The organism is Proteinivorax tanatarense (assembly GCF_040267685.1).
GTDB lineage: Bacteria > Bacillota > Proteinivoracia > Proteinivoracales > Proteinivoracaceae > Proteinivorax > Proteinivorax tanatarense.
The window spans coordinates 2722084-2737717 of the sequence record NZ_CP158367.1; the positions used below are offsets into that span (position 1 = coordinate 2722084).

Sequence of the window (15634 nt, forward strand, 5' to 3'; positions counted from 1 at the left end):
CTGTTTTTAACAAATAAAAATAGTAGGGTAGTATCACTATAAGTTATACTTTTTAGGAGCCATTTACTAACGGGTTGACACAGAAGAGCTTCTAAGTTATCATCTAGGTGGCAATTGACTGAACATTAATGAAAAACTTATTTAAATTGGTTAGCTATGAGGGACGGGGCGACACAGAAGCCTCCCCCCTACCCTCTTTGAGGGAAAGGGCTGTTTTTATTGGTTTTAGTCTCAATATAAATTGTTTAATTTCTGCCTTCTGCCTACTATGATAGCAGGTGACAATTTCTTTTAATTTATTTAAGATGCTTACATGTTAGTGTTAGCGGGGTAAATTGGCAGGAAAATAAACTTCCTCCACAAATGTATGGTAGGGTAAATCATTTGCTGATGTCGCCACAGTGGTCAACCTCTAAATCTTTGAGGGTGTTTACGCCTACTATTGAATATATACTCCTATTACTGTTTTACTTTTTACTCAAAGTAGTTGTTACAATATTAAAGCAAAAAATAAGATGCAGGGGCCTTTATGACTCCTGCATCTTATTTTATCTAAAACATTACCCTTTTACCCACAAAATCTATTCTTCTCTAAGTGTCTCAATTATATTCATCTTTTTTACCCTTTGTACTGTAGCCCTAGAAGCTAACAACGACATCATAATGGCTGCTACTATTACAATAATATTTGCAGTCCATGGAAAATCCCATGGAACGTGCCTTACATCACTCATTAGTTTGTAGAGCCAATACCCTAACAAGTTTCCGATTATACACCCATAAATAACCCCTATTAATCCGCTTAATATAGCTTCGTATCTAATCATGTTAACTAAACTTTTAGGCCCCATCCCTACAGCCCGTAACATAGCGAATTCTTTAGTTCGTGTTAAAAGATTAGTGCTTATAGTATTTATTATATTTAGCGCTCCAATAAAACTAATTAGCACAATAAACCCATATATAAATACCGAAGCTTCAATTATTAGCTGCCTCTCTCTACGCACTGCATTATAAGCATCAAAAAACCTTCCGTCCTCGGATCTATAAGAAATATTAGCTAACTGTTGGGAAAGCTCCATGTGAGTTTCATTATCTAGGTCTTCCACCCCATTTACATAAAACATATCGTACCCTTCCCTTACTTGACCCACATAAAAATCTTCTGCTGTAATAAAGTTTAAGCCGTTAGCATTGAAAAAAGGATCTTTCTCTAATATACCCATAACAGTTAATGTAGTTATTTCCAATGCTTCTAACTCAATTTGCTCTTCTCTATATAGTTGTATTTCGTCGGAATCTAGCACAAGGTCTATCTTATCACCTACGGCATAATCTGTTACCTGATATTCTATTTTTTCATTATCGTGATATACTAATTTATTTTGTATCAATAAAACTCCATTATCCTGAGCCAGCATTTCCTTGTCTATTTTACCGCCTAGCAAGTACTCTTCAGCAGAATCTAATTGGTCTTGGGTATATCCGAAAATCTCGCCCCCAATTATATTAGAATCTTCATTTGAAAACCAAGGGACATTCTTATATTCATCTGTAATTTTATCCATGTCAACTATCCCAATTGCCTGTTGTCGCCTTACTGGCTTAACTTCCTTAATTTTGGGCAAGCTTTTTATTTCTTCATAATCCTCTTCTGTATATGGATTCCCATGTCTTCTTTGAATTTCAAAGTCATATTCAAAACCACCGAAATCGTCTTGTATATTGAGTGCATAATAACTAAAAACATAGAAAACAATAAACAGAATTACGCTGATACTCAAAGCAAAAGCAGTTAATATAGATCTCTTTTTGTTTCTTTGAAGGTTTTTATAAGCTAATGCTTTTTCCGCCGCAAGAAACCTTTTAACTATAAAACCTTTTCTCCTTTTAAACTTTTTTCTTTTTACCTTTGGCCTGTAAAATATTGCTTCTAGCGGTTTCTTTTTGCCCGCTAGAATTGCAGGAATAAGTGCTGATAAAAAAACCGTAAATGCTCCTATTGCTGCACATGCCACCAACACTTTTGTGGAGTAAAATATCGTTATTTCACTAAAGCTTGAATAGGCACTTATTGATAGCAAATAAAAAACTACATGCATAGCCATAATTCCCGAAACAATCCCCAGCGGTATAGCAATAAGAGTTTGAACCCCAGCCTCCACAAATACGATTCTACGTATTTGCCTAGGTGTAGTTCCAACAGAACCTATGATACCAAATTGCCTTATTCGCTCTAATACTGATATATTAAAGGAATTATAGATAACTGCTATTGTAGCTCCACAAACCACTAGCACTAAAAACACAACTACAGCTACTAGAGATGCCATAGTTTCAATATTATGTTCTTGAACAGGTTGTCTCTGCAAGGTCAGTAACCTGTCGTTATATCTAAAGCTTTGGTCATCTAGTCCCGTTTGGATGTCTTCCACTACATCTTTAACAATTAACCCATCTTTTACGGTAAAGTAAACATCTTTAAAACTGTTTTCATTACTTCTCTGAACAGCATAATCATGAGAAGTAAATGCTATATCCTTGCTTGTTCCTCTGAATAAACTCATATCCTCCAGCAGGCCAACTACTTTAAATTGTTTATCATCCCTGTGCTCAAAGCTTTGTTCCCAAACACCTTCTTCTACTTCATCTTCTTCAACAAAACCCACTGGCATTTCCAAAGTATCTCCTATAGTAAGCCCCAATTTCCTAGCTACTGTTGCATATAAAGCAATTTCATCATTTTTTTGTGGCTCCCTACCTTCACTCAAACTAAGACTATTAAGATAAAAGTAATCTCCTTTATAACCATAAAGGTCAATAACAGTTTCGTCGTCAAAAACCCCATTTTCAACAAACATTGAGTAAGCTATTTTGTCTATCTGAGGGTTTGAAATAATTTTTTCATAGCCCTTTTGGTCGACAAAGGTTGCGGCCTGAAAAGCCCCTAGTGTCTCTTTTTGTCTCTCTATCTCACTTTCCCAAAAACTAAGCAAAAGGATGCCAATAGATGTTAGCATAGAAACAGATATAATAATTCCCAATATCGTTAAAGCTGTTCTTTTCCTTTGTTGCCATAAATACCTTAAAGCCAAGGTGGTTATACATTTCATCTTACCACCTCATTTTTTACTACCCTGCCATCTTCTATGCGAATTATTCTATCAGCTTGTTCTGCGATAGACATCTCATGGGTTATCATAATCAACGTTTGCTGATATCTAGCAACGGACAATCTAAGAAGATCTATTACTTCTTTGCTTGTCTTGCTATCTAAGTTACCTGTAGGCTCATCAGCTAGCACAACTGCTGGCTTGTAAATAATTGCTCTACCTATGGATGTTCGCTGCTGCTGCCCACCGGAAAGCTGAGAGGGAAAATGATTTTTTCTATCCTTTAACCCAAGTAAATTTATCACTTCATCAAAATATGATTTATCAACTTTTTTCCCATCTAGCATCAATGGCAAAGTTATATTTTCTTCCGCGGTAAGAACCGGCACCAAATTGTAAAATTGAAAAATAAACCCTACTTGACGGCGTCTAAAGATAGCCAGTTTTTCCTCTTTCATTGTATAAATATCTACACCGTCAACAAAAACTCTGCCCTCAGTAGGTCTATCTAACCCACCTAGCAAATGAAGCAAAGTACTTTTCCCCGACCCCGAAGGCCCTACCACTGCCACAAATTCACCCTTTTTTATAGAAATACTTACATCCTTTAAAGCCTCTACTTTTTCTTGCCCACTTTCATAAATCTTAGATAAATTTTCTGTACGTAAAATTTCCATTTACACACCCCCTTCTTTTCCTTCTGTATACCATTATATCTTTTTAACCTTACTACTAAGTGAATATCTTTCTTACATTTTTGTAAGATATAAAACTTCTTAACTTTAAACACTCTATTAATATTAGCCGTTAACATCACTTACATTTTTAGTCATTCGATGACCTTTTGACATGTAAATACAGCTATTCCTCCCTCAGTGTTTCTATTATGTTCATCTTCTTTACCTGTTGTACTGTAGCCCTAGAAGCTAATAATGATACCATTATAGTAGCTATTATAACAGTTATATTTGCAGCCCATGGAAACTTCCATGCTATTTCTGTTACATCATTCATTAAAAGATACAACAAATAACCTAATAAATTTCCAATAATACATCCATATATTACTCCTATAAGGCCGCTCATTATTGCCTCCCATCTAACCATTCTTGCCAAACTTTTTGGTCCTATGCCTACAGACATTAACATGGCAAACTCCTTAGTCCTTGTTAGCAAGTTTGCGTTAACAGTGTTTATTATGTTTAATGCTCCTAAAAATCCTATCAAGGCTATAAAACCATATGCAAATACAGATGATTCAGTAAATATTTGCTTATCCCTTCTCACATTATAAAAGTAATCGGTAAACCTACCTCCTTTAGATTTTCTAGATATATCTTCTAGCTGTTCAACAAGCTGCATATGGGTATCAGTATCTAAATCATCAACTGCATTAACATAAAATTTATCGTACCCCTCTTTTAAATTGGTCTTATAATAATCATCTAAAGCTATCAAATGTATTCCTTCATTATTTAAATTAAATAGATCTTTTTCTAATATGCCTTTAACAGTTAAAGTAATAAACTCCTCACAGTCATAATCCTCTGGGTTTTGTATGTGCAATTCAGCTTCTGCTTTATCTAGGAAAATTTTTATTTGATCGCCAACTTCATAATCTATTAGCCGAGTATTAGATTGTCTGTTGTTTATACTTTGAACAAGTAAAACTCCATTTTCATTCATCATTTGCTTTTTGTTAACTTCTCCCTTTAACAAATGGTCTTTAGCTGCATTTAGTTGACTTTCACTATACCCTGAAATTTTTCCGCTGATAACGTTAGAGCCTCCATCAGCTAAACAAGAATAACTTTTACTTTCATTTTTCACTTTATCTGGTTCAACTACTGCAAACACGGAATGATTTCTATGAGCTTGAACTGTTTTAATTCCTTCTAGCTGTTCAATTTGATTTAAGGTTTCTTCGGGATAAGGATCTCCATATGTTCTAGTTATTTCAAAATCATTATCATACATATTCCTAGTGTTTTTAACATCATATGAATAATAGCTAAAAACACTAAAAACAATCAATAAAATTACACTAACACCCAGAGAAAGCGCTGTTAGCACAGTTCTTTTTTTATTTCTTTGAAGATTTTTATAGGCTAATGTTTTTTCAGCAGAAAAAAATCTTTTAATTATAAAGCCTTTTCGCTTTCTAAATATTGGGCTCACCTTAGGCCTATAAAAAATTGCTTCTAACGATCGCTTTTTACCTGCCAAGATTACCGGTGTAAGTGCTGATAAAAAGACCGAAAAACAACCTATAGCTGCACATATCAATAGCATTTTTATCGAATAGGATAATGACACTCCAGTAAAGCTGGTGTAAGCACTTATTGATAATAGGTAAAAGACTATATGCATAGCCACAACTCCGAAAATCAACCCTAAGGGAATAGCAATTAGAGCTTGAACTCCTGCTTCAACCAAAACTATTCTTCGTAGTTGCTTTGGTGTAGCGCCAACAGAAGAAATAATTCCAAACTGTCTTATTCGCTCTAATACTGAAATATTAAATGAATTATAGGTAACTGCTACGGTAGCTCCACAGACCACAAGCACTAACAGCATAACTATAGCTGCAACGCTTATGAAAAGACCTTTGTAGTAATCACTTTGTACCCGTCCCTGCAAAATTAACAGAGTATTATTATAGTTAATCATACCGTTATTTGGAGCTATATCCTCTACTACATCTCTCACAGCTAAACCATCTTTAACGGTAAAAAGAACATTCCCTTGGTTCCTCTCAACATAGTCATGTGAAACATAAGCTGTTTGATGATGGTTATCACTTTCTATTAAGCCAGAAATTTTAAATTCTTTTTCCCCTAAATAGTGATTCTCATTCATCCAGCTTCCGTCATCATTGCGGTAATTATAAATGCCGTCCACTGACATCAAAAGAGTATCTCCTACAGAAAGTTCCAGCTTCCGTGCGACCTTTGTGCTTAACACTATCTCGTTTGTTTTTTGGGGCTCCCTTCCTTTACTGAACGAAAGATTTTTTAAATATAAATAATCTCCCTTGTAGCTATAAAGATGAATGGGGTAATCATATACATATCCACGTCCAACAAAATAAGAGTATGCTACTTTGTCTATGTGGGGATTCAAAGCAATATTTTCATATTGTTTTTTGTGGCTAAATAAACTAGCATGGTGCACTCCTTTAACTTCCTTTACTCTTTTAAGCTCTGCATCTCTAAAGCTTAACATTAAGGTTGCAATAGATGTAAACATGGAAACAGATATTATTATCCCCAATATAGTTAATGCTGTCCTTTTCTTTTGATACCATAGATACCTCATTGCTAAGGTGCCCATAGACTTCATAGTGTCACCACCTTGTCACCTTCCTTGAAGAATTTTTCTGCAAAAATCATTCTAGTCCATTTAGGTCTATCCAGTCTACTTAACAAATAATATAAAGTGCTTTTCTCTAAACCAGTAGTTAGAGCCACCTTTTAGATACAAACATCTTCATCTTTAACCCCACTTTTTTTGACTACTTCCATAAACTTTGATATATTGTCTGTGCCCAAAATTTGCCACTTGTTGAATCAACGGTTCTATCAAGCTGCTTTTAACAACTTATTCTTCTTTAAGTGTTTCTATAATATTTAGGCTCTTCATTTTTCTTACAGTAGTGAAAGAAGCAGAGAGAGAGATAACAAACACAGATATAACTATAATTAAATTTGCCAACCAAGGAAATTCCCATGGTATATCTCTTAAATCAATTATAATTTTATATAACCAGTAACCCAATAAATTTCCAACAATGCATCCATAAATTACACCCAGCAAACCATTAAAAAGAGCTTCATACCTGATCATTTTACATAGTCCTTTTGTACTAAGACCCACTGCTTTTAACATTGAAAACTCTTTTGTTCTAGTAAGTATATTTGTGTTAACTGTATTTAAAATATTTATAGCCCCGATTAAACTGATTAAAGCTATAAATCCATATACAAAAACATAAACCTCTAACTTATATTGCCGTTGCATTCTTGCTTCTTTAACACCGTCACGGACGGCTCCTTCTTTGACCTGATCTTTTATTTCCCACAGCTGACTGGATATCTTTTCATACTCTTCATTGCTCAAATCATCTTCTACATTTGCAAAAATTTTATTATACCCTTCAACTCCTAAATAGTTCAACACTTCATCAGTAGTTATCAAATAAACTAAATGACCATCTGGATAATTTAAGTGGTAAATAGGAACCCTATCCACTATTCCCATAACTGTTAATGACTCCAGTTCTTCTTCCTCGTCATGCTCCCTTTTATTAATTATTATTTCATCCCCTATTTCAAAATCTGTAACTGGAAGAACAGAGCTATTGCTTCCCTCATAAAACAGATTGTTTTGTACAACAAAAACGCCATTAGTTTCTAATACATCGTACCATCTTGCTTCAACATCAAACTCATCCTTTAACAGCTTTTGTATCTGCACTTGGGGATAGCCTATGATTTTTGAATACTGTAATAATTCTTGCCTATCAGGGAATTTCCTCAGATACTCTTCGCTATAATCATCTAAAGAAAGGTAGCTTTTTCTGGTAACACTGTTGATGGGATTGACTTTTGTAATACCTTCTATAGATTTTATTTTATCAACATCCTCTACAGAAAATCTATCATTATAAGCATAAACAGTATAATCAGCTATATGTCCCGTTCGACTTTCTTCTAACTTAATTATATAGTTAGTAAATACACTAAAAACTATAAAGAGAATCACACTTATACTCAACGAGAAAGATGTTAGAATAAACCTCTTTTTGTTTCGCTGAAGATTTTTAAATGCTAACGTCATTTCTGGCGTTAAAATCTTGCCTATCACCTTTCCTTTTCTTTTTTTGAACTTTTTAATTTTAGGTCGATAAAACATTGCCTCCAAAAGCTGCATTTTAGAAGAGCTGTAAGCAGGCCTAAAGGCAGATAAAAATACTGATAACACTCCCACAAAGCTACTTCCAACCAACACCAAAAGAGAAATAGATACTTTTACATGTCCAAAATTCGAAAACTCCCCCAGCGACAAAAGGTAAAAAACTACCTTCATCGCTAACAATCCTGATATCAACCCCAACGGTATTGCTATCAAGCATTGTAACGTTGCCTCTACAAAAACAATTTTTCTTATTTGTAGAGGAGTAGCTCCGATAGAACGTAGAATTCCAAACTGCTTAATCCTTTCTAACACAGAAATATTGAATGAATTATAGATTACTGCAACGGTAGCTAAACAGACTAAGGCACTTAAAAAAAGAACTATTGAAAATAAAGTTACAATCCAAGCTGTGTTATAGCCATCTATCCCTTGCCCAAGTAAAGTTAACAAAAGTCTATTATAATTTATATCTGTCAAGTTATTTTCGGCTGCTATTTCCTCTACAACCTCCTGTACTGCCAATCCATCTTTTATACTTATATAAGTGCTATATTCAGGCTCTGCTAAAACTTGCTCAGAAAATTTTGGGCTTACTATTCCTTTGGGAAAACGACAATGGGAGCTCAGTAACCCCACAACATTAAAAGTTTTAATATCAAACTGCTCTAATGATAAATCCTCCCACAAAAAATTCCTAAGATTTCTGTTGGCATCATAGTTTATACATAATGTAATTTCATCACCGATAGAGGCTCCTAAGCTTCTAGCATAGCTGGTATCCAAAGCAATCTCATTTTTCCTCTCAGGCTCTCTTCCTTCCTCTATTGCCGTGCTAGTTAACTCAAAATAACATCCATCAACACTTAACAGCCGCAATTTATTAAAATTCTCATCAGGCTCTTTTGTTTGAGGTGGTATAAAACCTCCGCCTACATAAACTTCGGTAGCTGTTTTTTCTATCTTTGAGTTCTTTTCTATAATTTCCATCTGCTTGCCACTCAGCCCCATAAAAGAAGCATGATGAGAACCCCGCGTGTCTATTGCTCTTTCTATTTCAGCATCTCTAAAACTAACCAGAATAGTGCCTATAGAGGTTATCATAGCCACAGATATAATAATCCCCAATATAGTCAAAGCTGTTCTTATCTTATTTTCCAATAGATACCGCAATCCTAAGGAGGTAATAGCTTCCATTTAACCACCTCCTTTCCCTTATTCTACGCCCCATAAAATCTCTCCTACTTTTTAAGATAATATAAAGTTTCAAAACATATAGCAAATACATTTTTTCGTAAATTTAACTGATTTTATTATATTTAAGCTTAATCTTCCATACGAATTTCATCAATTATATTCATTTTTTTAACTTTACTTATTGTTGTGTAGGAGGCCATTAAAGAAACTAATATTACAGCTATAATTACAATCATATTAGCTCTCCACGGAAAATTCCAGGGAGCTTGATGAATATCAATCATAATGTTGTATAACCAATATCCTAATATATTTCCAATAATTAACCCATAAGTTACGCCAATTAATCCAGTAAATATAGCTTCAAATCTTACCATATTGCAGAGAGTTTGGGGACTCAAACCAACGGCTCTAAGCATTGCAAATTCTTTAGTTCTGGTTAGCAGGTTTGTGCTGATGGTGGTAATTATGTTTAACACCGCAATAACGCTTATCAAAGCAACAAAACCATAAATAAACACAAACGTCTCAATTTTAGTTTGCTGCCCCCTTCTAATGTCCGCCAAAGCATCTCTAAACTCCCCACTATTTTTTTGCACTATTTCACTTAAATTTTCAGATAAGTTAATATGACTTTCGAAATCAATATCCTCGACGGCATTTACATAAAAACCATTATACTCGTCTATGCCAGTTATTTGGGTATAAGTTTCTTTTGCAGTAATTATTATTGGCCTTGTTTCCCCTCTATAATTTTGACTAAGTGGAGGGAATTCTAAAATTCCAACTATTTCAAGTTCAACATCTTTGTCTTCTTCTTTTATGCAGAAAGAAATTTTGTCGCCTACGGAATAATCCAGCTTTTCAGTTTCTCTACCAGTTTTCACTAACATAGCACCATCATTTTTATCAACGTCTATTTTACCTTGCACTAAATAATCTTGAGATTTTTTTATTGCTTTTTTGTTATAACCACGAAATGAAGCTTCTAAAAACTCTCCAGTATTACTTTTCTCCATGTTTATTGATACATCGGTCTCCATTAACGGATATATGCTTTTTACATTAGATAAATCCTGTATCTTTTGGTAGTCTTCTAGTGAATACAACTGTTCAAAGCACAGCAGTTCAAAATCATTGTTTTCATAACTTGCTCTTTCTGATGCTGTACTAAAAGTATATTGAGCAAAAATACTGAAAACTATAAATAAAATAACGCTTATACCTAAAGAAAATGCAGTAGTTATAAAACGTCTTTTATTTCTTTGAAGATTTTTAAATGCCAATATTATTTCCCAAGCAAATATTTTGCTTAATATAGACCCCTTCCCCTTTTTATATCTCGGCCTTTTTAAACTAGATTGATAAAAAATAGCTTCTATCGGTTGTTTTTTCCTTGTTTTTATCAGTGGTATAAACGCTGATATAAGCACAGAAAGTATAACCATTATACTGCTTATTGTTATAACTAGAGGAGAAATAGTAACAGTAAAGTTTGCAAAACTGGAATAGGAACCTTGGGATAGAATATAAAATACCACATGCATTGCTCCTATACCTGCAAAAGTGCCGAATGGAATTGCGATAAAGCACTGTATAGCGGCCTCTATAAAAAAAATCTGACTAGTCTGTTTTGGTGTACATCCTATGGAACGTATAATACCTATCTGTTTTACTCGCTCCAAAAAAGATATATTAAAAGAGTTATAAATAACAGCTATAGTGGCTAAACATACAATAATTGACAAAAAAAGAACTACTGTAGCTAGTGATACGTATGCTGCAATATCCATCTCATCTAAAGGCTGCCCTAAATAAAATAATAAATTATGGTTATAGGAAAGGTTTTCTAGGTTAAGATCTGTTTTAATATTGCCCCCAACTTCTTTAACTGAAAATCCATCGGTTACAGTAAAAAAAGTTCTACTTATAAAATCATTTTCCATATTATAAATAGCTTGCTTAGTGAAAAATACCTTTTGATTATGGTAATACCCATCGTTAACTACGTCCACTATACCTACAATTTCAAATTCTTTTAGTTCATCATTTTTTACAGGCAGTTGAAAAGTATCACCAACGGATAAGCCATGTCTCAGCGTCATCGATTTCTCTATAGCTATTTCATTATTTTGGTTAGGCTCCCTACCTTCGTTTAGTTTATAGTTAGTCAAATCAAAGTAATCTCCGCAATAGCCAATAATTTCTATTGCATGTTGTTTGGTCAAATCATCAGAGATTGGCAAATAAATTTCATACGCAGCCTGTTCGACTTTGACGTTATCTTCTAACTGTTTAAACTGCTCTCCAGTCAAACCTGAAAAAACACCATGATAAGCGCCTTTTTCTCTTTTACCTCTTGAATTAAAGTATCTCTATAGCTTACTAACACAGTCCCCATTGATGTAAGCATGGCCATGGATATGATTATTCCCAGTACGGTTAGAGCCGTCCTTTTCTTTTGTTGCCATAAGTATCTAAAAGCTAAAACGTTGATGGATTTCACTATATCCCCTCCTCACACCTGTTTATCCTTCTTGACGAAGTGATTCTATTATGTCCATATTTTTCACCTTTTCTATAGTAGCCCTTGACGCTAATAAAGATATAACTAACACCGCCAATATTACAATAACGTTTGCTCTCCATGGAAAGTACCACTCTAAAGGCTCTAGCCTGCTCATCAGCCTATATAAACAATATCCCAGCAAGTTTCCTGCAATACAACCATAAAAAACCCCAATCAATCCGCTTAGCGATGCTTCATATCTAATCATCTTGCGAAGCTTTTTAGGGCCCATTCCTACAGCCCTAAGTTCGGCAAACTCTCTTACTCTAGTTAGCAGGCTGGTACTTATGCTATTGATTATATTTAAAGCCCCTATTGTGCTCACCAAAGCAATAAATCCATACATAAAGATAGAAACTTCTAAAATAGATTGTTTACTTATTTTTGCAGACATTAAATGATCGGCAACAAATGCCCCTTGAATTTTACTTGATATTTCATTTAACTCTCTATTTAAGTCATGGTGGGTGGATTGATCTAAGTTATCTATCCCATTGATATATATTTCATTGTAGCCTTGACAGTGGCTTTTTACCAAGTCTTTATGGGTTACATAATATACCTCATTTCTTCCAATTGGTGGTCCTATGGGTACTGCTTCTAATATTCCCATTACTTTAAATTTTGAGTCTATTGCAGGTTTTATTTGATTATTATCTTTTTCCCCACGATTTTGGGAGGGGTGTAAGTCTACTAAAACCTCTTCTCCTACCTCTAAATCCAACGCTTGTATTTCATTCCACTGCCGCCCCTGATCATTAATTATCTTATTTGGAACAACTAACACCCCTTTTTCTTGACGAATTTTTGAAGGGTCTATCTCCCCTGCTACCAAGTGTTGTTCTGCGAGGCTAAGCTGTTCTTCATCATATCCCATCAGCCTTGCACTAACTGTTACTATGTCATTTTCTTTTTTGCTTTCTCTAAATTTTCTAGTAAGATTTTCTGGCAAATAAACTCCTCGTGTTGTTTTTGCTTTGATGGCATAAACTTCGTCAACTCCTTTTAGACTTTTTATTTCATTTAAATCCTTTTCAGTAAAGTATCCTCCCCCTGGAGTGGTAATTGTGATATCATGTTCTCCTACAACCATTTCATTTTGTAAAATTATTATATAACTGCTAAAAACATAAAAGACAATAAATAAAATCACACTGATACTTAATGAAAGTGCAGTTAGTACAGATCTTTTTTTATTGCGTTGTAAATTTTTATATGCCAAAAAAATTTCAGCTGTAGAAAATATTTTTAATAGGTATCCTTTTTTAGGTTTAAACTCTTTTTTAGGCTTTGGAGGTCTATAAAATATTGCCTCTGTAGGCTGTTTTTTAGCTGCATTATTGGCGGGAGCTAATGCTGATAAAAATACAGTTGACACTGAAACCAAAAAAGTAATGGTAAAAACCAAAGGTGAAATAACCACATTTACATTAGTAAAATTAGAGTATTCTCCAAGGGATAAAATGTAAAAAACTAAATGCATGGCTGCCAACCCCGCCACCATGCCTAGCGGAATACCAATTGCACTTTGTACACCGGCTTCTACAAAAACAATTCTTCTAATTTGCTTAGGAGTGCAGCCAATGGAACGCAAAATACCAAATTGTTTTACCCGCTCCATCACAGAAATATTAAATGAATTATAAATAACCGCTATTGTACATGCGCATACTATTAAACCAAGAAATGCCACAATACTAGCCATAACCACTATGTTCCCTAAGCTACTTCTATCGACAGCTTCACCCATCATCATTAACAAAGAACGGTTATACTGGGGAAGCCCAACTTCTGTTCCAACTTCCTCAACAACATTTCTTACCGTTAATCTCTCTTTTACTGTGATAAAAATATCTGCATTTGTATACTGATTAACGCTTTGAGCATAGTCATAGGATAAAATTGCTGACGCAATAGATTGCGAAAAATAATATCTATCAACAACACCTACCAATTTAAACTCTTTTGCTTCTACCAAGTAATCATCTTTGTCACTAATAGATAACTTTACTTTATCGCCAACAGAAATATCTAATTGTCTAACAAACCACCCTTCCAAAGCAATCTCATCGTCTTCTATCGGCATCCTGCCCTGCCGTAAGGAATAATTAGTTAAGTAAAAAAAGTCATCACTAATACTATAAAAATTTATACCCGTGCCTTCTAAGCTACCTTTACCTACAGTTATTTTTTTAGCAACTTTATCTACTTTAGGGTTTGACTCAATAGCGGCATATTTGCCAGTTTCAACATTACTAAATTTAGCATGATGAGCTCCGTTAGTTTTTTTATACCTGTCTATTTGATCTTCTCTAAAGGTTACCGAAATAGTGCCAATAGACGTTAACATCGAAACAGATATTATTATTCCCAATACAGTTAAAACTGTTTTTCTTTTTTTATACCACAGATATCTTAGTGCTAAAGAAGTTACGGATTTCATATTTACCCCCCCACTATTCCTATATTATCATTATACATAGAGTAACTTACAATAAAGTGAAACTTTAGCTTACATTTTTGTAAGAAAGCATAAAAAATCTCAGCTTTAAAAAGCTGAGAAAAATATGACTTAATTTCTATATACTTTCATCTTTAAACAACGTTATGGTAAAAATACTACCTTGTCCTTCTTTGGATGTAACGTTAATAACACCACCATGGTTTTCTACAATCCCTTTTGCCAGCGCCAACCCTATTCCAGTACTATTTTTCTTGGTGTTGTACTTTCCTTTATAAAATCGCTCAAAAATGTGAGGTTTCTCTTCAGGTAATATTCCTGCACCGCTATCGCTTACTTGAATTTTAACCGTTATTGGTGACTGCAACGTTTTTATACTAATGTTGCCCCCAACTTCTGTATGCTCAATCGCATTTTTTACTACATTTGTTATAGCTTCTCCTAACCACTTTTCATCATGAGGAAAAAGTATTTTTTCCTTTAAGGTTGTGCTAATATTTAGATCTTTTTTCTGCCAATTGTCTTTCAAAGTTTTTAAGACTTTCTCAACAGTCTGGTTGATATCTTTAGACTTATTATTTAATGGTAATGATTTAGTTTCTAATCTAGCTATAATTAAAAGGTTTTTAGTTAGCCACTCCATTCTTTCAGACTGCTGCTCAATCTTATGGGAAAATTCCTTTATATCACTAGATAACGAGGGACTATCTAAAATTAGCCCATTAAATACTTTTATTGAAGATAGAGGTGTTTTTAATTGGTGGGATATGTCAGAGATTATATTTTTGTGCAGTAACTTTTCTTTCCATTCCTTTTGTTGAGCAGTTGACATAGCTTTAGTCATTTTATTAAAGCTGTGATTCAACTTGGCAATATCCCCTTCTTTATCCTTACTTTCTATAACCTTTAGGTTGCCGTCAGCTATGTTGTCAACATGCTCTGAGTAACTGCGAAGTCTTTTATACAAGTTATTCAACAAAAACAAAGTAACTGCCATAAATAATATGAACAAGATAGACATGGGTATAACCACTTTAATTGTCTGCACTTTTTTATGATTCTCAAAAGGAGTACTAACTACTAAAGGCATATCCCTTGTATATCCATACTGTTTTGCAACATTTAATCCCACCTCTTTGGCTTCAGGAGTAGGCTCTTTAGTGAAAAATGCAGGAATATCCCCCTCTAACTCCGGAAATTGATACAATATATTACCCATAATAGCTATATTATTATCTATATTTTCTTTGTGCAGTGACTGAAGACCGAAATTTAAAATTGCTACAATCAAAATTGTAAACACTATAAAAAGTATTAACATCCCTTTTAAAAAAAGTTTGATCTCACTATTTGCTAATAATTGCAACATAGCAATCCCCC

8 protein-coding genes are annotated in these 15634 nt (G+C 34.1%); all 8 read right to left on the reverse strand.

Translation table 11 applies throughout. The features are described from left to right. Positions 1 to 581: 581 nt before the first annotated feature. Entirely contained in the window at positions 582 to 3113 is a 2532-nt protein-coding gene (locus PRVXT_RS13295; protein ID WP_350343348.1) for an ABC transporter permease, read from the reverse strand. Beyond that, positions 3110 to 3790 carry an ABC transporter ATP-binding protein gene (locus tag PRVXT_RS13300; protein ID WP_350343349.1) on the reverse strand — a complete coding sequence of 227 codons (681 nt, stop codon included), beginning with the start codon at positions 3788 to 3790 and terminating at the stop codon, positions 3110 to 3112. The genes PRVXT_RS13295 and PRVXT_RS13300 overlap by 4 nt, the downstream gene beginning before the upstream one ends. Before the next feature lie 184 nt (positions 3791 to 3974). Then, a complete protein-coding gene (locus PRVXT_RS13305) occupies positions 3975 to 6455 on the reverse strand; it encodes an ABC transporter permease (protein WP_350343350.1) in 2481 nt (826 codons plus the stop codon). Between the two features lie 258 nt (positions 6456 to 6713). Further along, positions 6714 to 9224 carry an ABC transporter permease gene (locus PRVXT_RS13310; protein WP_350343351.1) on the reverse strand — a complete coding sequence of 837 codons (2511 nt, stop codon included), beginning with the start codon at positions 9222 to 9224 and terminating at the stop codon, positions 6714 to 6716. A 128-nt stretch (positions 9225 to 9352) separates the two neighbouring features. Further along, on the reverse strand, positions 9353 to 11539 hold the full coding sequence (locus PRVXT_RS13315) for an ABC transporter permease (RefSeq protein WP_350343352.1): 2187 nt from the start codon (positions 11537 to 11539) through the stop codon (positions 9353 to 9355). After that, positions 11536 to 11730, reverse strand: a complete 195-nt coding sequence (locus tag PRVXT_RS13320; RefSeq protein ID WP_350343353.1) for an ABC transporter permease — start codon at positions 11728 to 11730, stop codon at positions 11536 to 11538. Before PRVXT_RS13320 ends, PRVXT_RS13315 begins: the two co-directional genes overlap by 4 nt. Before the next feature lie 22 nt (positions 11731 to 11752). Beyond that, a complete protein-coding gene (locus tag PRVXT_RS13325; RefSeq protein ID WP_350343354.1) occupies positions 11753 to 14236 on the reverse strand; it encodes an ABC transporter permease in 2484 nt (827 codons plus the stop codon). A 136-nt stretch (positions 14237 to 14372) separates the two neighbouring features. Next, positions 14373 to 15623, reverse strand: a complete 1251-nt coding sequence (locus PRVXT_RS13330) for a HAMP domain-containing sensor histidine kinase (protein WP_350343355.1) — start codon at positions 15621 to 15623, stop codon at positions 14373 to 14375. Between the last annotated feature and the right edge of the window lie 11 nt (positions 15624 to 15634).